This is a genomic window from Paenibacillus sp. FSL R5-0519, from assembly GCF_037974275.1.
GTDB lineage: Bacteria > Bacillota > Bacilli > Paenibacillales > Paenibacillaceae > Paenibacillus.
Window position 1 is genome coordinate 474,293 of record NZ_CP150234.1, and the last position, 26,854, is coordinate 501,146.

Sequence of the window (26,854 nt, forward strand, 5' to 3'; positions counted from 1 at the left end):
GAAGATGCTGCTGTAATCGAAGTCCAAGTGTAATGGATAGATCACTTATACAAGACCAACCAACGAAAGGAGCATGCATGCATGCAACCTGTAAATATACATGATGCCGTTGCACGGCTTAACACCCCTCAACGGCAAGCCGTCGAGGCGACGGATGGCCCGCTGCTGATTATGGCCGGAGCGGGCTCCGGCAAAACAAGGGTGCTGACACACCGGATTGCCTACCTCATTGCAACACGGAAAGCACCCCCGTGGGGCATTTTAGCGATTACCTTTACGAATAAAGCCGCCCGTGAGATGCAGGACCGGGTTTCCCAACTGGTTGGTGGCTCCCAAGGCCGCGATATTTGGGTATCCACGTTCCACTCCATGTGCGTGCGTATTTTGCGCCGAGATATTGAACGTATTGGCTTTACATCCAACTTCAGTATTCTGGACTCATCGGACCAATTATCTGTTATTCGCAGCTGTATGAAAGACCAGAATATCGATACGAAGAAATTCGAACCCAAAGCAGTTCAATCGATGATGAGCACGGCCAAGAATGAACTGATCAGTCCGGAGCAATATGAGAAGCAGGCAGGAGACTATTTCGAGGGTATTGTAGCCAAAATATATAAGATGTATCAGAAAAGGTTAAGAGCCAACAACTCACTCGATTTCGATGATCTTATTATGCAGACGATTCAACTGTTCAAGGAAGTACCGGAAGTCCTCGACTTTTATCAAAAGAAATTCCAGTACATCCATGTCGACGAGTATCAGGATACGAACCGTGCACAGTACATGCTGTGCCGCATGCTTGCTGACAGTCACCACCGCATCTGTGTTGTAGGGGATAGTGACCAGTCGATCTATCGCTGGCGCGGGGCCGATATCAGCAATATCCTGAACTTTGAGAAAGACTACCCAGAAGCAAATACGATTTTGCTGGAACAGAACTATCGTTCTACGTCCAATATCCTGAATGCAGCGAATGAAGTGATCGGCCTTAATACAGGGCGTAAACCGAAGAAACTGTGGACGGACAAAGAGGGTGGTTCGAAGATCAAGGTGTACCGTGCGGATTCCGAACATGATGAGGGGTATTTTGTAACCTCCGAGATTAGTAAAAATGTGAAGAACGGCAAATCCTATCAGAACCATGCCATTTTATACCGTACCAACGCCCAGTCCCGGGTTATAGAGGAAATTCTGATCAAGTCTGATATTCCGTATCAGATTGTCGGCGGCATCAAGTTCTATGATCGCAAAGAGATCAAGGACATTCTGGCGTATCTGCGCCTGTTATCCAATCCCGACGATGATATCAGTCTTACCCGGATCATTAATGTACCGAAGCGTAGCATCGGGGATACAACGGTAGCGAAGCTCGCGGCTGCGGCAGGAGAGCGTGGAATTTCCATTTTCCGAGTACTTCAGGTCGTGGATGATCTTGGTTTTGCTGGACGTACGCGTAATGCATTGGTGGAGTTCTATGACATGATCGCTGCTCTGCATCAGATGGTAGAATATCTGTCTGTAACTGAATTGACCGAGAAGATCCTGGAGATGAGCCAATATCGTCTTGAGATGCAAAATGAAAATACACTCGAATCTCGTGCACGGCTCGAGAACATTGATGAGTTCCTGTCCGTAACCATGGAATTTGAGAAAAATAATGAAGACAAAACGCTCGTATCATTCCTCACCGATCTTGCATTGATTGCGGACATCGACAGCATGAACGATGATGAAGAGGATCAGAGCGATGCGGTTACCCTGATGACCATGCACAGTGCCAAAGGTCTGGAGTTCCCGGTTGTCTTCATCGTGGGTATGGAAGAAGGAGTCTTCCCGCATAGCCGTGCCTTTATGGATAATGAAGAGCTGGAGGAAGAACGCCGACTTGCTTATGTAGGGATTACTCGTGCAGAAGAGCAACTTTTCCTGTCTTGTGCCCAGATGCGTACCTTGTTTGGACGCACCACCGCAAATCCACCTTCCCGCTTCCTGGACGAAATTCCGGATGAGCTGAAGGAAGACACTTCCATGGCTCGTGATCGTTACCGCCGTGGCAGTAGCGGAGGCGGCTCATATGGTGGACGGGGACTAGGTTCCAGTGGAGGAAGTAACTTCGGTGGTGGTACCAAGCTCTTTGATCATCAAAGCAAGAGCGGTTCATCTGCTACCTCATCCACGCCAACTTCGCGTGTGACTACAAGTACTTCCCGCCCGACATACTCTACGCCATCATCTGCTTCCAAGCCGGCAGCTTCGAATGGTGAAGCAGGGTTTAAGGCAGGAGACAAAGTGCAACATGGCAAATGGGGGACAGGCACAATCGTTGCAGTCAAAGGAACAGGGAATGACACCGAACTGCAGATTGCATTCCCGGCTCCGGTTGGCGTGAAACGTTTGCTTGCCGGTTTTGCCCCGATTACCAAAGTAGAATAAGAACGAAACTTCCTTTTGCACGATTAGCGAGAGAACAGAAATAACTTTTCTAAGGAAAACTGCATCCGCACGTTAACGGAGAGAACAGAAATAACTTGAAGAAGCAAGACGTTCGCCTTTATCCCTGGATTTCTACCTTTTAAGATGAATTAAAAGAAATCTGGGGATAACAGCGATCGGAAAGTTATTCTGTTATCGGAGTTCACGCGCAAGAGGAGTGTTCGTTCTACATATATAGATCAAATTAACGGAGGGATGGCCCTGTATGGACCCGATGCACCGGATGGAGCAACTCGTTACCGAGCTGAACCAGCATAATTATCAGTACTACACGATGGATCAGCCACAGATTAGCGACAAGGAGTATGATCTTCTGTACGATGAACTGGTTACGCTGGAACAGGAAAGCGGCATGGTTCTGCCTGATTCTCCAACACAGCGTGTGGGCGGCGAACTGCTCAAAGGGTTTACCCCACATCGCCATTTATCTGCATTATGGAGTCTGGATAAAGCGCAGAATATTGAGCAGCTACGCAGCTGGAATACCCGTGTACTGAAACTGATTAATGACTATAACAGTAAAAATCCTGACACGCCTTTACCAGAACCAGGTTACGTCATTGAGTTGAAATTTGACGGATTGACGCTGAACCTGACGTACACCAACGGTGAGTTGGTGCAAGCCTCCACACGAGGGAACGGTACTGTAGGCGAAGGTATTTTGGCTCAAGTAAGAACGATCAGATCGGTCCCGCTCAAAATTCCTTACACAAGCGGCACGATTGAAGTACAGGGTGAAGGTATCATGAACCTGTCTGTCCTGGAGCGATACAACGAGACAGCGGCAGAACCGCTCAAGAATGCGCGGAATGCAGCAGCGGGAGCACTGCGTAACCTGAATCCAAAGGCGACGGCTGAGCGTAGACTGAATGCTTATTTCTATAACGTAGGTTATTCGGATGACATTCAGTTCGCCAATCATGAGCAGATGATGGACTTCTTGCGTGAGAACCGCTTCAAAGTTAATCCATCCATCACGTACTTCCACGAATTTGATGATGTCATGGAACAATTGGCTGCGATTCAGGAGAACCGGGGTCAGTTGGACTATCTGATCGATGGAGCGGTAATCAAAATTACGGACATGCGCACCCGTGAGGTATTGGGTTATACCGATAAATTCCCTCGCTGGGCGGTAGCATATAAATTCGAGGCGGAAGAGACTACGACGGTTCTTAATGCTGTGGTATGGAATGTGGGCCGTACTGGCAAAGTAACTCCGCTGGCACGCGTAGAACCGGTTGAACTTGCCGGGGTAACGGTACAGAACTGTACCCTGAACAATGTTGGCGATATTGAGCGCAAAAATCTGAAGTTTGCTCTGGGCACTCGGGTCTTTATTCGCCGCTCCAATGATGTCATTCCAGAAATTTTGGGTAAAGTGACTGAGGAAAGTGATGGCGAGGAGATCGTCTTCCCTGAGCAGTGCCCAGCATGTGGATTCCCGCTCGAGCAACGTGGAGCGCACCTGTTCTGTAACAACAGACTGGCATGTAAACCACAGACGGTGGCGCGTATTTCCCATTTTGCTTCCCGTGATGCCATGGATATTGAGACATTCAGTGAGAAAACAGCGATTCAGCTGTACGATGAATTGAATGTGCGTGAGCCTGCTGACCTGTATACGTTACAGTTTGATGATCTGGTGAAGCTGGAACGGTTTGGCGAAAAGAAAGCGAACAACCTTCTTGCTGCGCTAGAGCTCAGTAAGGATCGTGATCTGGCTTCGTTCCTATACTCACTGGGTATACCGAACACAGGTAAATCTACCACGCGTATGCTTGCGGATCATTACCGAGATCTGCACGCCATTATGAATGCAACTGTAGAAGAATTGGTTGAACTACCTGACGTTGGTGGTATTGTGGCGGAGAGTATCGTAACTTTCTTTGCAGATCCGTTTACACAGGCTGCGATTGAGAAGATGCTCAACTTGGGTGTGAAAGCCCAGGCACCTGAGGTGTCAGAAGTTGTTGTTGTGGAAGATTCCTTCTTCAGTGGTAAAACGGTCGTCCTGACCGGAACGCTCCACCAATTGACGCGGGAAGAGGCGACGCAAAGACTGGAAGCGCTCGGAGCGAAGGTGACTGGCAGTGTATCGAAAAAGACAGATCTGGTTATTGCCGGAGAGAAGGCAGGTAGTAAACTAACCAAAGCCCATGATCTCGGTATTCCAACGATTGAGGATGAGGACGAACTTGTACGCCTTTTGAACCCACAGGGTTAGAGGATAAACGAACAAAAGAGTTTCTAAAGAAAGCCCCCGAAGACACGGATACGTGATCGGGGGCTTTTGCTGTTTATTGAATTATTTGATACAACGAATGAACGCTCATCAATCTTATCTAATCATGATCCACTCAAATTGTTAGGGATGCGCTGAGATGCGCCTGTAAGCCATGCATCCTTGTCATATCCTCGCTCTTCCCAGTAACCAATATGTTCACTGTCGATGAGTTCAATGCGATTCAACCATTTTACTGATTTGTATGCATACATTTGAGGGATGACGAGCCGTACCGGACCGCCAAGATCGGCTGGGATGGGTTTGCCATCATGCATGACAGCCACCATAATATCCTCCATTTGTGCTTGATCCATTGTAATCGCATCTGTATACACACCATCACCGGAATAAAACTTCACACTATGAGCCTCGGGTTTGACCCCGGCTTGCTTCAAAAGCTGTGCAAGTGAAATCCCTTCCCAGGTATTTTTATACACAGACCATCCTGTTACACAGTGGAAATCACTAACCTGTACGGTACGCGCGAGCTTCACGAACTGTTCCCAATTCCAGACCTGTGCCCTTTCAACCAATCCATCAATACGGAAAGACCAGTTAGCATTGGAGAAGGACGGTATGGGCGTAACCGTATATACGCGGAAATGACCTTCAGCTCCGCCTCCAATGGGAGGTGAAGATGCAGACAGCGGTTGTGGCAAAGGAACCATACGGTTAGGATCGTTCTCCAGCATACTGTCGATACTGTTATCAATTTTGAGATTGCGTCCTACCCAGGATATAAAAGTAGGTCCGAGTGTGACGGCAAGACCAACCCCCACGGCAGAACGGATGAAAGCTCGGCGTGTATACACAGGTTGAGGTCGCTGCTCTGGTTTGAGAGAATCTCTCTCGGGATTACGATCAAACTGGGAAGAAGATATAGCAGCCGGAGTTTCTTTTTCATCTAATATTGAATCAGCTGCATTTTGAGCTCGTGTTGAAGTTGTAGTGGTTTTAACCGCACGACGTGCAGGGTCCTTTAACCATTTGGTCCGAGTTATTGAGTGATAGATAATATAAGGTAAGCCCACCCAAGTCAGCAGGTCATGGATCAAGAGTGCAGCATTCGACCATCGGGGTCCAGCCAGCTTGAACTGCCATAATACTATACCTGAGAGTAGCCATCCTACCAGCAGCGCAAGAACAAAGACGGTGTTCGCCCTTTGCCAAGGTCTATTACGAAGCTGTTTCCAGTGCTTTCCGGCCAAAATCAAGTAATATACGACGGGTGCCAGCATAGCTAGCCCAACGATGATATGCAGCCATTTTAACCATACACGCCCGATTCCAAGGATCTCACGCCAAAAGCCTCCAACTAACATAAGACCTGATATAGCAAGGATTACAACAATCCAGGCATTCCAAGCATGGATCGAAACCAACTTTTTGCCGTAACCTTTGCGTCTATTCTTCAGCCATTGTTTCAAGTGTGATCACCCCATATAGATTTAGTAATGAGTTTATTCAGAAATTGGTTATGTAATAGCCAGTTGTGAATGGAGTACGATATCTGAGTTAAAAGTTCGTATGAAACAGCTAACGTATGTTCATGAATTAACCACACCACATGAAGTGTTACATTTAATTGCTTATCCCATCCCTATATCTATATACCTTATTATAGAGTTTTTGGATCACTTTCTTCAAACCAACAGGAGGGCAAGGGTGTTATACCGATCGGGGCTCTAGCTAATCTTTATTTAGATCCTTATTATTCATGGTTATAGAAGTATACAATGTATATAGAAATGATCGTTTCATTGATATAGAGAGCAGCCTTTGTAAGGTTTTCATCTTTGTTTCAGATATTGTGTTAATGTGTCGCATATAGGTTGGAAGCAAGGTGCCGTTTAAGAAGATTTTATGATAATAGATGGTTGATAAAAAATGCTTGCTAAATAAATCATGACATGATATATTATTTCTTGTCGCTTCAAACGAATGATTATCATAATCACTTGAAAGGTGACAAAAACAAAGTGTTGACAGTAAATTAGTTAACATGATACGATAAGATTCCTGTCCGGTTGACAAACATCAACAAAAACGGACATACAAGTTCCTTGAAAACTGAACAAATGGATAGTAACTTTTGATTCACAATGAATCGTCAGATTCAAAATGAGCTTATCGCTCTTTTCAATACCCCGATGAGTTTCACAGCGTTAACCACGCTGACGAAATTCATCTTCATTGGAGAGTTTGATCCTGGCTCAGGACGAACGCTGGCGGCATGCCTAATACATGCAAGTCGAGCGGAGTTGATAAGAAGCTTGCTTCTTTGAGACTTAGCGGCGGACGGGTGAGTAACACGTAGGCAACCTGCCCTCAAGTTTGGGACAACTACCGGAAACGGTAGCTAATACCGAATAGTTGTTTTCTTCGCCTGAAGGAAACTGGAAAGACGGAGCAATCTGTCACTTGGGGATGGGCCTGCGGCGCATTAGCTAGTTGGTGGGGTAACGGCTCACCAAGGCGACGATGCGTAGCCGACCTGAGAGGGTGATCGGCCACACTGGGACTGAGACACGGCCCAGACTCCTACGGGAGGCAGCAGTAGGGAATCTTCCGCAATGGGCGAAAGCCTGACGGAGCAATGCCGCGTGAGTGATGAAGGTTTTCGGATCGTAAAGCTCTGTTGCCAGGGAAGAACGCTTGGGAGAGTAACTGCTCTCAAGGTGACGGTACCTGAGAAGAAAGCCCCGGCTAACTACGTGCCAGCAGCCGCGGTAATACGTAGGGGGCAAGCGTTGTCCGGAATTATTGGGCGTAAAGCGCGCGCAGGCGGTCATTTAAGTCTGGTGTTTAATCCCGGGGCTCAACCCCGGATCGCACTGGAAACTGGGTGACTTGAGTGCAGAAGAGGAGAGTGGAATTCCACGTGTAGCGGTGAAATGCGTAGATATGTGGAGGAACACCAGTGGCGAAGGCGACTCTCTGGGCTGTAACTGACGCTGAGGCGCGAAAGCGTGGGGAGCAAACAGGATTAGATACCCTGGTAGTCCACGCCGTAAACGATGAGTGCTAGGTGTTAGGGGTTTCGATACCCTTGGTGCCGAAGTTAACACATTAAGCACTCCGCCTGGGGAGTACGGTCGCAAGACTGAAACTCAAAGGAATTGACGGGGACCCGCACAAGCAGTGGAGTATGTGGTTTAATTCGAAGCAACGCGAAGAACCTTACCAGGTCTTGACATCCCTCTGATCGGTACAGAGATGTATCTTTCCTTCGGGACAGAGGAGACAGGTGGTGCATGGTTGTCGTCAGCTCGTGTCGTGAGATGTTGGGTTAAGTCCCGCAACGAGCGCAACCCTTGATCTTAGTTGCCAGCATTTCGGATGGGCACTCTAAGGTGACTGCCGGTGACAAACCGGAGGAAGGTGGGGATGACGTCAAATCATCATGCCCCTTATGACCTGGGCTACACACGTACTACAATGGCCGGTACAACGGGCTGTGAAGCCGCGAGGTGGAACGAATCCTAAAAAGCCGGTCTCAGTTCGGATTGCAGGCTGCAACTCGCCTGCATGAAGTCGGAATTGCTAGTAATCGCGGATCAGCATGCCGCGGTGAATACGTTCCCGGGTCTTGTACACACCGCCCGTCACACCACGAGAGTTTATAACACCCGAAGTCGGTGGGGTAACCGCAAGGAGCCAGCCGCCGAAGGTGGGATAGATGATTGGGGTGAAGTCGTAACAAGGTAGCCGTATCGGAAGGTGCGGCTGGATCACCTCCTTTCTATGGAGAATCGTTTCCCGAGTGGAAACATTCAAATATGCAGGTTCTTAGAACCTGCAACAGCAACACAGTTACTTATCCATTTGTTCAGTTTTGATGGAATTTGAGGGGCCATAGCTCAGCTGGGAGAGCGCCTGCCTTGCAAGCAGGAGGTCAGCGGTTCGATCCCGCTTGGCTCCACCAAACAATTTCATCTATTTGGCTTGTTCTTTGAAAACTAGATATCGAAACGAAAGTAAAATGCGAATTAGAACATTCCTTTTTAGCTGAACTTGTGTATAACAAGTTTCAATAAAAACGGTAGTTAATTGCTGTTGCGATGGTATCGAGTGGGAGCGACTTTTGGCTTTGGACGCAGTCCAAAACAAGGGAAGCGAGCGATCGAAACCGGAGCAATTTGGTTAAGCTACTAAGAGCACACGGAGGATGCCTAGGCGCTAGGAGCCGATGAAGGACGTGGCGAACAACGAAACTGCCTCGGGGAGCTGTAAGCAAGCTTTGATCCGGGGGTGTCCGAATGGGGAAACCCAGCTGGGGTAATTTCCAGTTACTCACAACTGAATACATAGGTTGTGTAGAGGCATACCAGGGGAACTGAAACATCTAAGTACCCTGAGGAAGAGAAAACAATAGTGATTCCGTCAGTAGCGGCGAGCGAACGCGGAGAAGCCCAAACCAGAGAGCTTGCTCTTTGGGGTTGTGGGACGTCTCACATGGAGTTACAAAGGAACCGGTTAAGCGAAGAGGTCTGGAAAGGCCCGCCAAAGAAGGTAAAAGCCCTGTAATTGAAAGTCTGTTCCCTCCGAGACGGATCCCGAGTAGTGCGGGGCACGTGAAACCCCGTATGAATCCGGCAGGACCATCTGCCAAGGCTAAATACTTCCTAGCGACCGATAGTGAAGCAGTACCGTGAGGGAAAGGTGAAAAGCACCCCGGAAGGGGAGTGAAATAGAACCTGAAACCGTGTGCTTACAAAAAGTCAGAGCCCGTTTTAGGGGTGATGGCGTGCCTTTTGTAGAATGAACCGGCGAGTTACGTTCCCGTGCAAGGTTAAGGTGAAGAGCCGGAGCCGCAGCGAAAGCGAGTCTGAATAGGGCGACATAGTACGTGGACGTAGACCCGAAACCGGGTGATCTACCCCTGTCCAGGGTGAAGGTGCGGTAACACGCACTGGAGGCCCGAACCCACGCACGTTGAAAAGTGCGGGGATGAGGTGGGGGTAGCGGAGAAATTCCAATCGAACTCGGAGATAGCTGGTTCTCCCCGAAATAGCTTTAGGGCTAGCCTCGGAAAACAGAGTCGTGGAGGTAGAGCACTGATTGGGTGCGGGGCCCGCAAGGGTTACCAAGCTCAGTCAAACTCCGAATGCCATAGACTTACTTCCGGGAGTCAGACAGTGAGTGCTAAGATCCATTGTCAAAAGGGAAACAGCCCAGACCATCAGCTAAGGTCCCCAAGTGTGTGTTAAGTGGGAAAGGATGTGGAGTTGCACAGACAACCAGGATGTTGGCTTAGAAGCAGCCACCATTGAAAGAGTGCGTAATAGCTCACTGGTCGAGTGACTCTGCGCCGAAAATGTAACGGGGCTAAACACACCACCGAAGCTATGGCTTGATGCTTGCATCAGGGGTAGGGGAGCGTTGTATAAGGGTTGAAGGTGTACCGTAAGGAGCGCTGGACATTATACAAGTGAGAATGCCGGTATGAGTAACGAAAAGATCAGTGAGAATCTGATCCGCCGAAAGCCTAAGGGTTCCTGAGGAAGGCTCGTCCGCTCAGGGTAAGTCGGGACCTAAGGCGAGGCCGAAAGGCGTAGTCGAAGGACAACAGGTCGAAATTCCTGTACCACCGTAAGCCGTTATGAGCAATGGGGGGACGCAGTAGGGTAGTGACGCGGACTGATGGATGTCCGTCTAAGCAGTGAGGCTGATGTGTAGGCAAATCCGCACATCATAAGGCTGAGCTGTGATGGGGAGCGAAAATTATAGTAGCGAAGGTCATGATCTCACACTGCCAAGAAAAGCCTCTAGCCAGGTGAAGGTGCCCGTACCGCAAACCGACACAGGTAGGCGAGAAGAGTATTCTAAGGCGCGCGGAAGAACTCTCGTTAAGGAACTCGGCAAAATGACCCCGTAACTTCGGGAGAAGGGGTGCCCCGGTAGTGTGAATAGCACGAGGGGGCCGCAGTGAAAAGGCCCAAGCGACTGTTTAGCAAAAACACAGGTCTGTGCGAAGCCGTAAGGCGAAGTATACGGGCTGACGCCTGCCCGGTGCTGGAAGGTTAAGGGGAGTGGTTAGGAGCAATCCGAAGCTGTGAACCGAAGCCCCAGTAAACGGCGGCCGTAACTATAACGGTCCTAAGGTAGCGAAATTCCTTGTCAGGTAAATTCTGACCCGCACGAATGGCGTAACGACTTGGGCGCTGTCTCAACGAGAGATCCGGTGAAATTTTAATACCTGTGAAGATGCAGGTTACCCGCGACAAGACGGAAAGACCCCATGGAGCTTTACTGCAGCTTGATATTGAATTTGGGTACGATCTGTACAGGATAGGTGGGAGCCTTTGAAGCGTGAGCGCCAGCTTGCGTGGAGGCAACGTTGGGATACCACCCTGATCGTATCTAGGTTCTAACCTGGTACCGTAATCCGGTGCGGGGACAGTGTCAGGTGGGCAGTTTGACTGGGGCGGTCGCCTCCTAAAGAGTAACGGAGGCGCCCAAAGGTTCCCTCAGAATGGTTGGAAATCATTCGAAGAGTGCAAAGGCATAAGGGAGCTTGACTGCGAGACCTACAAGTCGAGCAGGGACGAAAGTCGGGCTTAGTGATCCGGTGGTACCGCATGGAAGGGCCATCGCTCAACGGATAAAAGCTACCCTGGGGATAACAGGCTTATCTCCCCCAAGAGTCCACATCGACGGGGAGGTTTGGCACCTCGATGTCGGCTCATCGCATCCTGGGGCTGAAGTAGGTCCCAAGGGTTGGGCTGTTCGCCCATTAAAGCGGTACGCGAGCTGGGTTCAGAACGTCGTGAGACAGTTCGGTCCCTATCTGTCGTGGGCGTAGGAAATTTGAGAGGAGCTGTCCTTAGTACGAGAGGACCGGGATGGACGTACCGCTGGTGTACCAGTTGTTCCGCCAGGAGCACCGCTGGGTAGCTATGTACGGACGGGATAAACGCTGAAAGCATCTAAGCGTGAAGCCCCCCTCAAGATGAGATTTCCCAGTATGTAAGACCCCTTGAAGACGACGAGGTAGATAGGCTGGGGGTGGAAGTGCAGCAATGCATGGAGCTGACCAGTACTAATCGGTCGAGGGCTTATCCAATAGCAGGTTGTAATTCGCATGTTTCGTTTCGAATCTAGTTTTCAGAGAATGATCTCTGAAATGAAAATTGGTACATCACAGAACGTGTGTATGATTTTCAGTTCCATAACTGATTTCAAGAAGCTTTGCTTCGACAAATCGCGTTTGGTGGCGATGGCGGAGGGGTTCCACACGTACCCATCCCGAACACGACCGTTAAGCCCTCTAGCGCCGATGGTACTTGGACCGCAGGGTCCTGGGAGAGTAGGACGCCGCCAAGCGAAGAACCACTGCCGATGTTATTCGGTGGTGGTTTTTATTTGTTTATTTTAAGGGATGCGCAAGCATCTCTTATTTGACTTTATAGGAATCCTCTGACACACTCAAAGAGGTACATATATCAGATATCAGGCCATCATGGATTGATAACAACTCTAGTGAATGGGGTGTAGGACGACATGGAAATTCAAAAATTGACGGTAGATGATTTTGAACCGGCGATGGCACTCTCCGAATACGCTTTTCAAGTAGTAATGAGTGAAGAACAAAAAGAAAAACGGCTGAGTCAATTTTCGTCACAGGATATATGGGGTGTATATGAGGATGGCCAGTTAGGAGCCAAACTTCACATTATTCCTTTTCAAACCTATATTCATGGTAGATCGTTCGAGATGGGCGGTATTGCGGGTGTAGCCACCTGGCCAGAATATAGACGCAAAGGCTGGGTAGCGGGTCTGCTCAAGCATGCGTTGGAGGAAATGAATCGTAACAAACAAAGTATATCGTTCTTGCATCCATTCTCTTTTGGTTTCTATCGAAAGTATGGATGGGAGACATATGTGGAATTTAAACGGTATAAAGTGCCAACTGCTCATTTGCCTTCGAAAAAAGCGACACCTGGAACAATTCGGCGTGGGGATCCGGGCCTCAGTGTATTAAAGGAAGTATACAGTGCTTATGCTGAACGCTATAACGGAACGCTGGTACGGGACGATGCAAGGTGGGAGAATTCAGTTCTTGTTAATGGAAGCAGCCAAAAGGCTGTATATTACGATGAAGCTAATGCAGCACAAGGTTATCTTTTATATGAGGTTAAGGAAAATAAGTTTACCATTAAAGAGATTATCTATCTAAATGAAGAGGCTCGGCAAGGACTATGGACCTTTATTGCTAACCATGATTCCATGATCCAGGAAGTTACGTTACAGGCACCTGCCAGTGATACGCTTGCTTTCCAGTTGGATAATCCACGGATTCAGCAGGAGATCGTACCTTATTTTATGGCGCGTATCGTTAGTGTGGAGCAGTTTATATCTCAATATCCATTTGCAAGTCAGGACTCACCAGTTCAGATTGTTCTACAGGTAGAGGATTCCCACGCTTCGTGGAATGAAGGAGTATGGCAATTGAACGTAGCAATGAATGGAACAGCATCCATATGGAAAACTTCGGAGCCAGTTACTGAGGATCAGACTATTAAGGTAGATATTCAAGCCCTTACTGCGGTGCTGATGGGATATCGCAGACCAACGGAAATGGCAGGAATGGGAAGAATTCACGGACCGAACTCAGCAATCAAGGCTTTGGAACAAGCGATTCCTGAACGGGAAACCTATTTACTCGATTTCTTCTGATGACTACTTCCACTACTCGATTTAACTGGATTAGCTTATATACAAATAAGGCGTAATTGAAAGACAAATGGACTTCTCCAGCAGTTTTGGAGAGGTTTTTTTGTGTCTGGGGAATATTTCGTGTAAAATCGTAAAAAATGAATAGTGCCCCCACTTGGCAAACCCACAAAATATGCTATAATGTATATAAAGTCAAAGAAAGTCAAAGTCAACTAAAGGTTTAATACTTAAGTAGCTTTCTTTCTACAATCTGATGCATGATCGCCACTATACGTGATTCATCTCATCGGAGGATCAAGGGAATATTAAAGGACCTTCGTGCTTCCTTCGCTCTCCTGTTGACTCCTGTGGAAGCAAGATTCGCTGTTTCCTGGATTGGTTAAATGGGTAGAGAAGGTGTACTCTGTGGGGGCGTGTGGGTCCTTATTGACTTAACGTTTCAGACAGTGGAGGATGATTGGATGCGTAATATCTCTGATATTATCGAACGATATCTGAAGAGTATTTTGCATGAAAGTCCCGAAGGAATGGTTGAAATTCAGCGTAATGATCTGGCAGATCAATTCTCATGTGTACCTTCCCAGATCAATTATGTCATCAGCACACGTTTTACACTCGAGAAGGGATACCTGGTAGAGAGTAAACGCGGCGGTGGTGGTTATGTTCGCATACAGCGCATTGAATTACCAGCCCAATCAGCTCTGCATAACCATTTGCACCATAGTATTGGTGATGAGATCGGGCAGACAGCTGCCGAAGGTTTGATTTATCAATTGGAAGAAGCACGTTTCTTGAGCAAGCGTGAAGCTGGTTTGATGCGAGCTGCTGTATCTAGAGAGGTTATATTGGTCAAACTTCCTTACCGGGATCAAATTCGTGCCAGAATGTTAAAGGCGATGCTAATATCTTTGCTCGGTAAATGAAAACTATCGGGGTCAAAGGAGGTACATCATTATGCTGTGCCAAGAATGCAATAAACGTCCGGCGACACTGCATTTTACGAAGATCGTAAATGGAGAGAAGACGGAATTCCATATTTGTGAGTCATGTGCCCGTGAAAAAGGGGAAATGATTCCTGGAACAGCAGGTGGATTTTCCATTCACAACTTGTTGTCCGGGTTACTTGATTTTGATCCAGCAGGCAAAAGTGGATCGGCAGGAACACCACCTGCAAAGGCACTTCAGTGTGAAGAGTGCGGTATGACGTACGCACAATTCAGCAAGATAGGCCGATTTGGCTGCAGTTCATGTTATAAATATTTTGACAGCCGTCTGGACCCTTTGTTCAAGCGGGTTCATGGTAGTACGTCCCATGTAGGTAAAGTACCTGCACGAGCTGGTGGTCGCATCAAGGTGAAACGTCAAATTGCTGATTTGAAGCGTGAGCTCCAAGAGAGCATCGCCCAAGAGGAATTTGAAGAGGCGGCTCAGATCCGTGACCAGATTCGAGAACTTGAAAAAGGAATAGCTCAGGAGTAAAGTTTGTCATGAGTAGGAGGGATGCGTAATGCCTAATCTGCGCTTTACAGAGAAGGCGCTCAGCGACTGGATGCGCAGTGATGCGGCTGATTCCGAAATTGTCATTAGCAGCCGTGTCCGGATTGCGCGCAACCTTCAGCATGTTCCGTTTCCGATGCTGGCTTCCAATGAGCAATCGGAAGAGGTGCTGAATAAGCTGAGCGAAGTACTTCAATACGATGACGTTCATGCCTTTGGGGATTTTCATACTTTGGATCTAATCGATATTGACGAACTCGACAAACGGGTGCTGGTGGAGAAGCATCTCATCAGTCCAAGTCTTGCGAATGAATCCAGACATGGTGCGGTTATTCTCAGTGAGGATGAGTCTGTCAGTATTATGATTAATGAAGAGGATCATCTTCGTATCCAGTGCCTCTATCCGGGGTTCCAGGTGAAAGAAGCCTGGGAGAAAGCTTCCGCAATAGATGATGCTTTTGAAGCGCACGTGGATTATGCTTTTGATGATCGCAGAGGATACTTAACCAGTTGTCCTACGAATGTAGGTACAGGTGTCAGAGCATCTGTCATGATGCACCTGCCTGCCCTGGTGATGACGCAGCAGATTGGCCGTATTTTAACCGCAGTTTCCCAAGTGGGATTGACTGTAAGAGGCATATACGGTGAAGGCAGCGAAGCTATGGGTAACCTGTTCCAGATCTCGAATCAGATTACACTGGGACAGACCGAACAGGAAGTCATCGAGAACCTGCATGGTGTTGTGTTACAGATGATTGGTCATGAACGTACTGCCAGAGAACGGTTAATTACCGACTCCAGACTTCGAATTACGGATCGTGTCATGCGTTCTTACGGCATATTGTCCCATGCAGCTATTGTTGATTCCAAGGAAGCAGCACAGCGCTTATCGGATGTACGCCTCGGCGTGGATCTCGGCTTGTTGGATGGACTGTCGATCACGGTCATGAATGAGTTGAATGTGATGACACAGCCGGGATTTTTGCAGAAAACATATGGGGAAGATATGCGTACAGATGAGCGTGACATCTATCGAGCTCAGTTGATTCGTGATACGATCAATGCAGCGAAGCAGTCCTAGCTTAGCCTGGTATTGTATTGAATTATGGTTTCATGCCGCATTGCGGCTTTTATATAATAAGGCATGTACGATGCCGAATGACTTTATTCGCAGCACGGCTGCAAACAAAAATGATATGAAGAATACGACGGGTATGTTTTGAAACCCCTCGTTTTATCCAAAACCATGGAGGTGCAGGAGATATGATGTTTGGAAGATTTACGGAACGGGCCCAAAAGGTGCTCGCACTCGCGCAGGAAGAAGCTGTCCGTCTCGGTCATAATAACATCGGTACTGAGCATATTTTGCTCGGCCTCATTCGTGAAGGCGAAGGCATCGCAGCCAAAGCACTGATCGGCCTGGGACTCGGATTGGAAAAAATTCAGGATGAAGTAGAAACGCTGATTGGCCGTGGCCAAGAGCAGCCTACCAACATTGCATATACGCCACGTGCGAAAAAAGTAATTGAGTTGTCTATGGATGAAGCTCGTAAATTGGGCCATACCTATGTAGGCACAGAGCATATCCTGCTCGGATTGATTCGTGAAGGCGAGGGTGTTGCAGCGCGTGTGCTCAATAACCTGGGTATCAGCCTGAACAAAGCACGTCAACAAGTGTTACAGCTGCTTGGCAGCAGTGAAGCTGTATCCAGCCATAATGGAACACCTGCCAATGTTAGCACACCAACGCTGGACAGTCTGGCACGTGACCTCACGGCATACGCCAGAGAGAATAACCTTGACCCGGTTATTGGACGTAGCAAAGAAATTGAACGTGTCATCCAGGTGCTCAGCCGTCGTACGAAGAACAACCCGGTATTGATCGGTGAGCCAGGTGTAGGTAAAACAGCGATTGCTGAAGGCCTTGCACAAAAAATCATTGCCAATGAGATTCCCGAAACATTGCGCGACAAACGCGTAATGACCCTGGATATGGGTTCAGTAGTTGCTGGAACCAAATATCGTGGTGAGTTCGAAGATCGTCTGAAAAAAATCATGGATGAGATTCGCCAAGCAGGTAACATTGTCCTGTTTATCGACGAATTGCATACCTTGATTGGCGCAGGCGGAGCTGAAGGTGCCATCGATGCTTCTAACATTTTGAAACCGGCTCTGGCCCGTGGAGAATTGCAATGTATCGGTGCGACAACACTGGATGAATATCGCAAATACATCGAGAAGGATGCAGCGCTTGAGCGTCGTTTCCAACCGATTACGGTAGATCAGCCTTCTCCGGAAGAAGCGATTCAGATCTTGCACGGCTTGCGTGACCGTTATGAGGCGCATCACCGCGTGAAAATTACGGACGAAGCGATTGTGCAGGCGGTTAAGCTGTCTGACCGTTACATCACAGACCGTTTCCTGCCAGACAAAGCGATTGACCTGATTGACGAGGCGGGTTCCAAAGTAAGATTGAACTCTTACACGATCCCACCAAACCTGAAACAACTGGAGAGCCGTCTGGAAGATATCCGCAAGGAAAAAGACGCTGCAGTTCAAAGTCAGGAGTTCGAAAAAGCAGCCGCTCTACGTGATACGGAACAAAAAATCCGTGAAGAGCTGGATGTAACGAAGAACCAATGGAAAGAAAAACAAGGTCGCACGGATTCCGAAGTAACACCTGAGGATATCGCACAAGTGGTAGCCAACTGGACAGGAATTCCGGTCAACAAGCTGAAAGAAGAAGAGACACAGCGCCTGATGAATCTGGAATCCATTCTGCATGAACGTGTCATCGGCCAGGATGAGGCTGTGAAGTCGGTCAGTCGTGCGGTTCGTCGTGCGCGTGCAGGACTTAAAGATCCAAAACGTCCGATGGGTTCATTTATCTTCCTCGGTCCTACAGGGGTCGGTAAAACAGAACTTGCTCGTGCTCTGGCTGAAGCGATGTTTGGTGATGAAAATGCAGTAATCCGTATTGATATGTCCGAGTATGGTGAGAAGCATTCGACTTCCCGACTCGTCGGTGCGCCTCCAGGATATGTTGGATATGAAGAAGGTGGCCAGCTGACAGAGAAAGTTCGTCGCAAACCATATTCCGTTGTCCTGCTCGATGAAATCGAGAAAGCACATCCGGAAGTATTCAATATCTTGCTGCAAGTGCTTGAGGATGGTCGTCTGACCGATTCCAAAGGTCGCGTTGTTGACTTCCGGAATACACTGATTATCCTGACATCCAACGTGGGTGCTGAAGCGATCAAACGTAACTCGACACTTGGTTTCACAGCAGTTGTGGATGCAGGTGCGGATTATGATAACATGAAGGGTAAAGTCATGGATGAGCTGAAGAAATCCTTCCGTCCAGAGTTCCTTAACCGGATTGATGAAATTATCGTATTCCACTCTCTGGAACAGAAACACATTGCAGAGATTGTTACGCTCATGAGTGAGGAGCTTCGCAAACGGCTGCGTGAATATGAGGTTGACTTCGAACTTACCGACAATGCCAAGGAATTCCTTGCCAAAGCAGGCTTCGATCCAGCCTACGGTGCGCGTCCGCTTCGTCGGGCAATCCAGAAGCATATCGAGGACAAATTGTCTGAAGAGTTGCTTACAGGCAACGTAACCAAAGGGGATTCACTACTCATTGACGAAGAGAACGGTGCACTGTCAGTAACGAAAAAAGACGTGATTGTTCCTTCTAACGAGGAAATCGAAACCAAATAATATGTAACAAGCTATGGAGAATGAACTCAAGCTTGTATTGATTGTTAATCCTTCTCGGCTTCGGCCGGGGAGGATTTTTTGCATTTTGGACAGAAGACGGACATGATTATGTCAGGAACATGTGTAAAGTTTGCGATAATCCTTTACGAAAAATCTCAAACAATGGTAAACTTTTAGTGACCCTGCACGTCAGGGAGTTTGGGCAAAATTCGTCGAATAATGCAAAATGATGTTATAAAACTAAATTATAGGAGTGCTGAAGTGGCCAAAGTTAAAACCAAGTTTCAATGTACGGAATGCGGCTATGAAGCCCCCAAGTGGTACGGGAAGTGTCCGGGTTGTCAGTCATGGAATTCAATGGTGGAAGAAACAGAGACGGTGGTCAAAACACAAGGGAGAAATTCTCCTCTGTTTGACAGTAAAGATAAACCGCTTCCTATCATAGATATAGATAGCGGTCAGGAACCGCGTGTACAGACTGGAATCGGCGAGTTGAACCGGGTATTGGGTGGCGGAATCGTTCCAGGTTCACTCGTTCTGGTGGGTGGAGACCCAGGTATCGGTAAATCAACGTTGATGTTGCAGACGTCCCATGCTTTGACGCATTCGGGTCTACGTGTGTTATATGTTTCCGGTGAGGAATCAGTCAAGCAAACCAAATTGCGGGCGGATCGTCTCGGGGCACTCTCTGCCGAGTTGTATGTGCTGTGTGAAACCAATATGGAACGTGTAGAGGAAGCGGTGGATCAGATCCAGCCGCATTTTCTTGTCATCGACTCCATTCAGACGGTGTATCTTCCCGAAGTTACCAGTGCGCCGGGTAGTGTAGCCCAGGTAAGGGAATGTACGTCTAGGTTCATGCGGATTGCCAAAGGCAGAGGCATTGCAACGGTTCTTGTGGGGCATGTTACCAAAGAAGGTGCCATTGCCGGTCCACGTATGTTAGAACATATGGTGGATTGTGTGCTTTATTTTGAAGGAGAACGGCATCATACGTATCGACTGTTGCGTGCGGTGAAGAACCGTTTTGGTTCAACCAATGAGATTGGCATTTTTGAGATGGGCGAGGATGGACTTCGTGAGGTGGGCAACCCGTCAGAACTCTTTTTGTCGGAGCGCCCACTGGGTGTAGCGGGTTCTACGGTAGTTGCCAGCATGGAGGGCACACGTCCTTTGCTCGTGGAATTGCAGGCTTTGATCTCGACCACCCATTTCCCTTCTCCCCGCCGTATGGCAACAGGAGTAGACTTGCATCGATTAAATCTGATCATTGCCGTGCTGGAGAAACGGATGGGTATGTTTTTACAAACCCAGGATGCATATCTTAACGTGGCTGGTGGAGTAAGGCTGGATGAGCCCGCGGTAGATTTGGCGGTTGCGGTCAGCATTGCCTCCAGTTTGAGAGATGTACCGACCAAGCCAGATGACGTCATCTTTGGCGAGATTGGTCTCACAGGTGAAGTTCGAGCCGTATCACGAGCCGAACAACGAGTGAAGGAAGCCGCGAAGCTGGGCTTCAAGCGTGTAATTTTACCAGAAAAAAGCTTAAAGGGCTGGAAACATCCTCGCGGGATACAACTGATCGGTGTGAATACCGTGGCAGATGCACTAGCGGTTGCTTTAGATTAGGGGGCATAACAAGATGAAAGATTCGAGCCAACTGGATAATATGAATGAATTATTAAGGCTGATCGCACCAGGTACACCTTTCCGCGAAGGTCTGGAAAATGTGCTGCGCGCCAAGACGGGCGCACTGCTTGTTGTAGGATACAGCCCTGAAGTCATGGAAGTGGTGGATGGGGGATTCTCAATTAACTGTGACTTCTCCCCCAACTATCTGTACGAACTCGCTAAGATGGATGGAGCCATCATTCTTAGCGAAGATTTGAAGCGTATTCTTTACGCCAATACCCAGTTAATTCCCGATTCCTCGATCTCTTCATCAGAGACGGGCATTCGTCACCGGACGGCGGAGCGTGTAGCGAAGCAAACGGGTAAATTGGTCGTATCCATATCACAGCGCCGGAATATCATTACCTTGTATCAGGGAACACTTCGTTATTCCCTCAAGGAAATCGGGGTTATTTTGACCAAAGCGAATCAAGCGATTCAAACCCTGGAGAAATACAAAGCTGTATTAACACAGTCCCTTACGAATCTGAGTGCCTCTGAGTTTGAGGAACTGGTGACGATTCCCGAAGTGGTTAATGTGATTCAGCGTACCGAGATGGTGATGCGGATCAAAACGGAAATCAAACGATACATTCATGAACTCGGGAATGAGGGACGACTCATTTCCATGCAAATGGAAGAGCTTGTGGGTACAACGGAAGAAGAAGCCTGGTTGTTGTATAAAGACTATGCCCGTGACGACAGTGATGACAAAATCCGTGAAATTATCGTGGGACTGAAAAGATTGTCGGACGATGAATTACTGGATGCACACCATATTGTGCGTCTGCTCGGTTATCCTTCATCAGCGGCCACGTCAGAGGATTCGGTTGCACCTCGCGGATTCCGGGTATTAAATAAGATCCCCCGTCTGCCCAATGTCATTATCCATAACCTGGTGGATCAATTTGAACAACTACCTCATGTTATTATGGCTACAATTGAAGAACTGGACGAAGTGGACGGTATTGGTGAAGTTCGAGCCCGGACCATTAAGGAAGGCCTCAAACGTTTGCAGGAGCAGATGTTTATCGACAGACAGATGTAAGGGTTTGCCTATATAAAGGCTTGAAATGGATGAGGTGAAACAACGATGCTAACCAGATTCATTCCGAATCTCTTTACCCTGGGTAATCTGTTTCTTGGAATGATGGCAATTTTGCTTGCGATTGATGGAAATTACAGTTTGGCTGCCATTATGGTCATTGTAGCGATGCTGCTGGATGGTCTGGATGGCCGAGTGGCACGTGCACTCAATGCCCAGAGCGAATTCGGCAAGGAACTTGATTCCTTGTCTGACATGGTTTCCTTTGGTGCAGCACCAGCCCTGATCATATTTATGGTGTCGTTTCAAGATTCGATGCCGATCCTCGCCTGGATTGCAACAGCGGCTTTTCCGATCTGTGGGGCGATTCGTCTTGCCCGGTTTAATGTTCGTCCGGGGATCCCTGGGTACTTCACAGGTTTGCCGATTCCGGCAGCCGGCGGAGTGCTGGCCACATTGTCCTTGTTTAACAAGGATATCGGTCCCATCAGCATGATGATTGCTACATTGCTGTTATCGTATCTGATGGTCAGTTCGCTTAAATATCCCAATTTCAAAAAGGTCGGGCTGCCACGCAAGGCAATCTGGATTGCCCCATGGGTTGTGTTATTTGCCATAGCCGTAGCCGTGATTTTCCCGGAGCAACTATCCAAATTGATCTTTATTCCGCTCGTGTTATACGCCTTTTATGGAATGAAGCATAACCTGCGAACAGCGGCCTCGCGTAGTCGGGCGAAAAAGCGCAAGGATGAGAAATCCTCCCGTCCTTCCGATCGTTAAGTAACCTTGGTGACAGACACTAGACAAAAAAAGCACGTACTCTCCTGCATTGGAGAATGCGTGCTTTTTGTTTATTCAGATCTATTTACGGTAAAAGAAACCCTTGCGAACGACATACATATCTTCTTACGACAGATTAAACATCCCTAACGTTGAACACTTCTGTGATTCGTGATTTACGACCTCTTCCATGTTAATGTCCAGCAGATTGCAGAGAGCCGACATGTAGAACAGGTTCCGCCCTAGTTCAGAGCTGATGACCTCTCGGCAATTCTCACACAATTCACCTTCCACATGCGTTTCCAGCAGGCCCTTGGTTTGAGCGATATCGCTCTCCGGGGCATATTTCTGCTTGGTGGCGTGCAGCTCGATGCAGCCGCATTCGGTAATGGCTTTGGACACGGCACGGTTAACAGACGCTCCGGCTTGTCCCGTTTTGGACAGTACATCAATCAGGCTGCGATGACGCAGCAACAGTTCAGAAACTTGATCCTGGAAAGCCTGTAAACTTAGCGTACTCATTTTTGCCACTCACCTCGGGATATGAATTGAATTCATTATATGCCAATAATTTACCTACTTTCAACTGACGATTGCAACATTTCCAAAAAGTTCTTCCGGAAGGGATTAGCAAATTAGGAATTGGATCATACTGGATATCAAGATCAAGATACATTGAAGGAGGTGCAGGGACTAATGTGGAAAAAAGGCATTTTAACTTTTACAGGATTGTGCGGTGCATGGTTCGGCTACACGGCATATCATCTGGCAGGAAAATCGGTCCCATGGATGGCGGAATGGATTCAGTCCGCAGGATTACTGGGAGCTGGTATATCAACGCTGCTGGGAGCTGTAATGTTTATGGCTGTATGTAATATTGGTGGAACATTGATGGCAGACAGACTGCATAGTGGAATCGAATCATTGGCAAAAGTACCTATGAATGAACTGGCTGCAGGTGCCGCAGGTACCGTTGCTGGCTTGCTGGTGGCTTTGTTGTTATACCCTGTTGTGGGATGGATGGGAACGGCAGGAGAAGTGCTGCAAGTGGCGCTGACGGTGATTGGTGCTTATTCCGGCTACACCCTTGCCATGGCGAAGAAAGACGATCTGGGGGCATTCTGGATGTCTGGGCGATGGGGTCATCCCGAGGTGGACGAGGATAGACGGATGGAAGAACATAAAATTCTGGATACCAGTGTCATTATTGATGGGCGTATCGCTGATATATGCAAAACCGGATTTATTGAAGGCACGATCGTCATTCCGGAATTCGTTCTGGAGGAGCTGCAGCATATTGCCGATTCATCGGATCTGCTCAAGCGGAACAGAGGACGGCGAGGACTGGACATTTTGAACAAAATCCAGAAGGAACTTGATGTAAAAGTCCTGATCTACGAAGGGGATTTCGAGGAAATCTCCGAGGTGGACAGCAAACTGGTTAAACTGGCTAAAGTGCTTCAGGGCAAAGTGGTCACCAATGACTTTAATCTGAACAAAGTGTGCGAACTCCAGGGTGTGTCTGTGCTGAACATTAATGATCTCGCCAATGCCGTTAAGCCAGTTGTTCTGCCAGGTGAGGAGATCATGGTGCAGATCATCAAGGATGGCAAGGAGCATGGTCAAGGTGTAGCCTATCTGGATGATGGTACAATGATCGTTGTGGAGGGCGGACGCGAGTATATTGGCATGATGATGGAAGTGCTCGTGACCAGTGTGCTGCAGACTTCAGCGGGACGAATGATTTTTGCCAAGCCGAAACTGTTGGAAAAAGCCCAATAAAGCGGTATGATGGGTAGTGTATCGTTGAATGATATTGTGTATCTTTGAACGATAAACTGACAGACAAGGCAGGGATTGCGGCATGGATAAAGGGTGGGGCGTTGTCATTGTGGCAGCAGGTCGCGGAACCCGTATGGGGACGACCGAGAGCAAACAGTTTCTGTTGCTGCAGGACAAGCCCGTTTTCATACATACGCTTGAGGTATTTGCTGCGCTGGACGAGATCCGCGAGATGGTGCTGGTCACAGGAGCTGCAGATGTTGAACGCTGCCAGGATTGGGTAAAAAAATACCAACTGGATTCACGTGTCCATGTTATCCCCGGAGGGAAAGAGAGACAACATTCTGTCCATAAAGGCCTTGAGGCACTTGGGACGGATTGGGTTCTCGTTCACGACGGGGTACGTCCTTTTGTGAACCATGAGCAGATCAAAGGATGCATGGCGGCTGCCATAGCCGGTGGTGGAGCAGCTGTACTGGCGGTTCCCGTGAAGGATACGATCAAACAAGTGAATGCGGAGGGAGTCGTTACGGCGACACCAGATCGCAGCAGTCTGTGGAGCATTCAAACCCCGCAGGCTTTTCGTCTTTCTTCCCTGCTCTCCGCCTACGAATCAGCCGAGCAGGACGGATTTCTGGGAACAGATGATGCCATGCTGGCTGAACGGCAGGGAATGTCGGTCAAGGTTGTGGAAGGTAATTATACCAATATCAAATTAACAACGCCGGAAGATTTGCAATACGCCGCGTTTTTGCTGGGGGGAGAGAAGAAGCGATGATACGTGTAGGACAGGGATTTGATGTACATCAGCTGGTAGAGGGACGCCCATGTATTATTGGCGGAGTAACGATTCCTTATGAAAAAGGACTGCTGGGTCACTCGGACGCAGACGTGCTGTTGCACGCGATTAGTGATGCCATTTTGGGTGCGCTGGCACTTGGGGATATCGGCAAGCACTTCCCGGATACCGATCCGGAATTCAAGGATGCCGACAGCCTGAAATTGCTGGAGCATGTATGGCAGCTTGTGAAGGATCGCGGATATCGGTTAGGGAATATCGATTCTACGATTATTGCCCAGAAGCCGAAGATGGCTCCTTACATCCCGCAGATGGCTGAGGTTATTGCCAAGGCACTGGAAGCGGATGTGACACTGGTGAATGTGAAAGCAACAACGACAGAGCAACTGGGATTCCCGGGACGGGGAGAGGGCATTGCCGCTCAATCCGTTGTTTGCCTGGTTCGTGTGTGATATCATCAATTAATTCATGACGGAGGGGATCATATGAGCACGGAAATTCGTGTGCGTTACGCGCCGAGCCCAACAGGACATCTGCATATCGGGAATGCCCGTACGGCGCTGTTTAACTATCTATATGCCAAACATAATAACGGTAAATTCATTATTCGTATTGAAGATACGGACGTAAAACGGAATATTGCCGGTGGTGAGGAAAGCCAGCTGAAATACCTGAAATGGCTCGGAATCGAGTGGGATGAAAGTATTGATGTGGGCGGAGAATACGGACCATACCGTCAAACGGAACGTCTGGACCTCTATCGTAAATATACACAGGAATTGCTGGATAAAGGTCTGGCTTACCCTTGCTTCTGCACGGAAGAGGAATTGGAGCAAGAGCGTGAGGAGCAGTCAGCACGTGGAGAAACACCGCGTTATTCAGGCAAACACCGTGATCTGACTCCAGAGCAGATTAGTGCATTTGAAGCGGAAGGCCGCGTAGCGAGTATTCGTTTCCGTGTGCCCGAAGAGCGCGTATATACGTTTGATGACATGGTTAAAGGTACAATTTCATTCAACAGCAAGGAATCCGGCGACTTTGTCATTGTGAAAAAAGACGGCATTCCCACGTACAACTATGCTGTTGCTGTGGATGATCACTTGATGAAGATCTCCCACGTTCTGCGTGGGGAAGATCACATCTCAAACACGCCGCGTCAACTGATGATCTATGAAGCGCTGGGCTGGGAGCCACCGCAATTCGGTCATATGACGCTGATCGTGAATGAAAATCACAAGAAGCTGAGTAAACGGGATGAGTCCGTAATTCAGTTTATTGAGCAATATGATCAGCTCGGCTATTTGCCTGAAGCGATGTTTAACTTCATTTCCCTGCTCGGCTGGTCGCCGGAAGGGGAGGAAGAGATTTTCTCGCAAGAGCAACTGATCTCCATTTTTGATACGAAACGTCTGTCCAAGAGCCCGGCGGTATTTGATACGCACAAGCTGGCTCACTTGAACAACCACTATATCAAACATGCTGACCCGGAACGGATTGCTGAAATGGCCATTCCGCACCTACAAAAAGCAGGACGTCTTCCTGGGGATCTATCCGCGGAGCAAAAAGAGTGGGCGCATACCCTCGTACATCTCTATCAGGAACAGATGAATGCCGCATCCGATATCGTAGAATTGTCGGAAGTGTTCTTCCGTTCAGAGATTGAGCTAGAAACTGAAGGTGCCTCAGTTCTCGCTGAAGAGCAAGTGCCGACCGTGCTGAAGGCATTTGCTGATAAAGTGCAGACAAGTGAAGAGTTCACGCCAAGCAAAATGGCTGCATTAATCAAGGAAGTACAGAAAGAAACCGGCTTTAAGGGCAAACAGCTCTTTATGCCAATTCGTGTAGCCTTGACTGGGCAGACGCATGGACGGGATCTGAATCAAACGATCGTGCTTCTGGGTCGTGATACGGTGATCGAACGATTGCTCGCACAAGTAAAATAAGATTATCCGAGGGGCATTCCGTTTAATCGGAATCTGCACACCGTCTGTTCAGGTATGGATTACGTAGGAGGCTGTTGTCAGTCTGAGGCCTTTTCGCTATAATAACAACACAACGAATAATTTATATGATTTATCTAATAGAACAGCAA

General features: G+C 48.2%; 16 protein-coding genes, 1 tRNA gene and 3 rRNA genes. 18 read left to right on the forward strand and 2 right to left on the reverse strand.

The features are described from left to right. Window positions 1–81: 81 nt before the first annotated feature. Together pcrA and ligA are read left to right on the forward strand one after the other, a co-directional pair. Window positions 82–2,436 (forward strand): DNA helicase PcrA, encoded by a 2,355-nt coding sequence (gene pcrA / locus MKY73_RS01940; RefSeq protein WP_339238044.1) that lies wholly within the window; start codon window positions 82–84, stop codon window positions 2,434–2,436. 265 nt (window positions 2,437–2,701) lie between these two features. After that, complete coding sequence (ligA, locus tag MKY73_RS01945) at window positions 2,702–4,723, forward strand: NAD-dependent DNA ligase LigA (protein WP_339305443.1); 2,022 nt, start codon at window positions 2,702–2,704, stop codon at window positions 4,721–4,723. Window positions 4,724–4,845: 122 nt separating this feature from the next. On the opposite strand, the gene MKY73_RS01950 is transcribed toward ligA, so the two are convergent. Then, a complete protein-coding gene (locus MKY73_RS01950) occupies window positions 4,846–6,210 on the reverse strand; it encodes a molybdopterin-dependent oxidoreductase (RefSeq protein ID WP_339305444.1) in 1,365 nt (454 codons plus the stop codon). Between the two features lie 763 nt (window positions 6,211–6,973). Here MKY73_RS01950 and MKY73_RS01955 point away from each other — a divergent pair. The 12 genes from MKY73_RS01955 (at window position 6,974) to pssA (ending at window position 22,181) form a co-directional block, all read left to right on the forward strand. Further along, window positions 6,974–8,525, forward strand: a 16S ribosomal RNA gene (locus tag MKY73_RS01955). A 107-nt stretch (window positions 8,526–8,632) separates the two neighbouring features. Then, window positions 8,633–8,708, forward strand: a tRNA-Ala gene (locus MKY73_RS01960). Window positions 8,709–8,924: 216 nt separating this feature from the next. After that, a 23S ribosomal RNA gene (locus tag MKY73_RS01965) occupies window positions 8,925–11,849 on the forward strand. Between the two features lie 143 nt (window positions 11,850–11,992). Then, window positions 11,993–12,109, forward strand: a 5S ribosomal RNA gene (gene rrf / locus MKY73_RS01970). Together the 16S, 23S and 5S rRNA genes with 1 tRNA gene alongside form the textbook arrangement of a ribosomal RNA operon. 177 nt (window positions 12,110–12,286) lie before the next feature. After that, window positions 12,287–13,462, forward strand: a complete 1,176-nt coding sequence (locus MKY73_RS01975; RefSeq protein WP_339305445.1) for a GNAT family N-acetyltransferase — start codon at window positions 12,287–12,289, stop codon at window positions 13,460–13,462. Window positions 13,463–13,923: 461 nt separating this feature from the next. After that, window positions 13,924–14,385, forward strand: coding sequence for a CtsR family transcriptional regulator (locus MKY73_RS01980; RefSeq protein WP_062836165.1), 462 nt, complete (start codon window positions 13,924–13,926; stop codon window positions 14,383–14,385). Window positions 14,386–14,416: 31 nt separating this feature from the next. Continuing rightward, window positions 14,417–14,941: a UvrB/UvrC motif-containing protein gene (locus MKY73_RS01985; RefSeq protein WP_339238036.1), complete on the forward strand. Its 525-nt coding sequence runs from the start codon at window positions 14,417–14,419 to the stop codon at window positions 14,939–14,941. Window positions 14,942–14,969: 28 nt separating this feature from the next. Beyond that, window positions 14,970–16,040: a protein arginine kinase gene (locus tag MKY73_RS01990; RefSeq protein ID WP_339305446.1), complete on the forward strand. Its 1,071-nt coding sequence runs from the start codon at window positions 14,970–14,972 to the stop codon at window positions 16,038–16,040. 182 nt (window positions 16,041–16,222) lie between these two features. Then, entirely contained in the window at window positions 16,223–18,685 is a 2,463-nt protein-coding gene (locus MKY73_RS01995; protein WP_339238032.1) for an ATP-dependent Clp protease ATP-binding subunit, read from the forward strand. A 261-nt stretch (window positions 18,686–18,946) separates the two neighbouring features. After that, a complete protein-coding gene (gene radA, locus MKY73_RS02000) occupies window positions 18,947–20,314 on the forward strand; it encodes a DNA repair protein RadA (protein ID WP_036671578.1) in 1,368 nt (455 codons plus the stop codon). Window positions 20,315–20,327: 13 nt separating this feature from the next. Further along, entirely contained in the window at window positions 20,328–21,404 is a 1,077-nt protein-coding gene (disA, locus tag MKY73_RS02005; RefSeq protein WP_062836168.1) for a DNA integrity scanning diadenylate cyclase DisA, read from the forward strand. A 45-nt stretch (window positions 21,405–21,449) separates the two neighbouring features. Then, entirely contained in the window at window positions 21,450–22,181 is a 732-nt protein-coding gene (gene pssA / locus MKY73_RS02010) for a CDP-diacylglycerol--serine O-phosphatidyltransferase (protein WP_339305447.1), read from the forward strand. A gap of 126 nt (window positions 22,182–22,307) precedes the next feature. On the opposite strand, the gene MKY73_RS02015 is transcribed toward pssA, so the two are convergent. Continuing rightward, a complete protein-coding gene (locus MKY73_RS02015) occupies window positions 22,308–22,703 on the reverse strand; it encodes a hypothetical protein (protein ID WP_017692049.1) in 396 nt (131 codons plus the stop codon). A gap of 174 nt (window positions 22,704–22,877) precedes the next feature. On the opposite strand from MKY73_RS02015, the gene MKY73_RS02020 reads away from it, so the two are divergent. From MKY73_RS02020 to gltX, 4 genes are all read left to right on the forward strand, one after another. Then, window positions 22,878–23,963: a PIN/TRAM domain-containing protein gene (locus MKY73_RS02020; protein ID WP_339238027.1), complete on the forward strand. Its 1,086-nt coding sequence runs from the start codon at window positions 22,878–22,880 to the stop codon at window positions 23,961–23,963. Between the two features lie 82 nt (window positions 23,964–24,045). Then, window positions 24,046–24,741 carry a 2-C-methyl-D-erythritol 4-phosphate cytidylyltransferase gene (gene ispD / locus MKY73_RS02025; RefSeq protein WP_339238025.1) on the forward strand — a complete coding sequence of 232 codons (696 nt, stop codon included), beginning with the start codon at window positions 24,046–24,048 and terminating at the stop codon, window positions 24,739–24,741. Continuing rightward, a complete protein-coding gene (gene ispF, locus MKY73_RS02030; RefSeq protein ID WP_339238023.1) occupies window positions 24,738–25,214 on the forward strand; it encodes a 2-C-methyl-D-erythritol 2,4-cyclodiphosphate synthase in 477 nt (158 codons plus the stop codon). Before ispD ends, ispF begins: the two co-directional genes overlap by 4 nt. A gap of 33 nt (window positions 25,215–25,247) precedes the next feature. Further along, window positions 25,248–26,705, forward strand: coding sequence for a glutamate--tRNA ligase (gene gltX / locus MKY73_RS02035; protein WP_339305448.1), 1,458 nt, complete (start codon window positions 25,248–25,250; stop codon window positions 26,703–26,705). The last annotated feature ends 149 nt before the right edge of the window (window positions 26,706–26,854 follow it).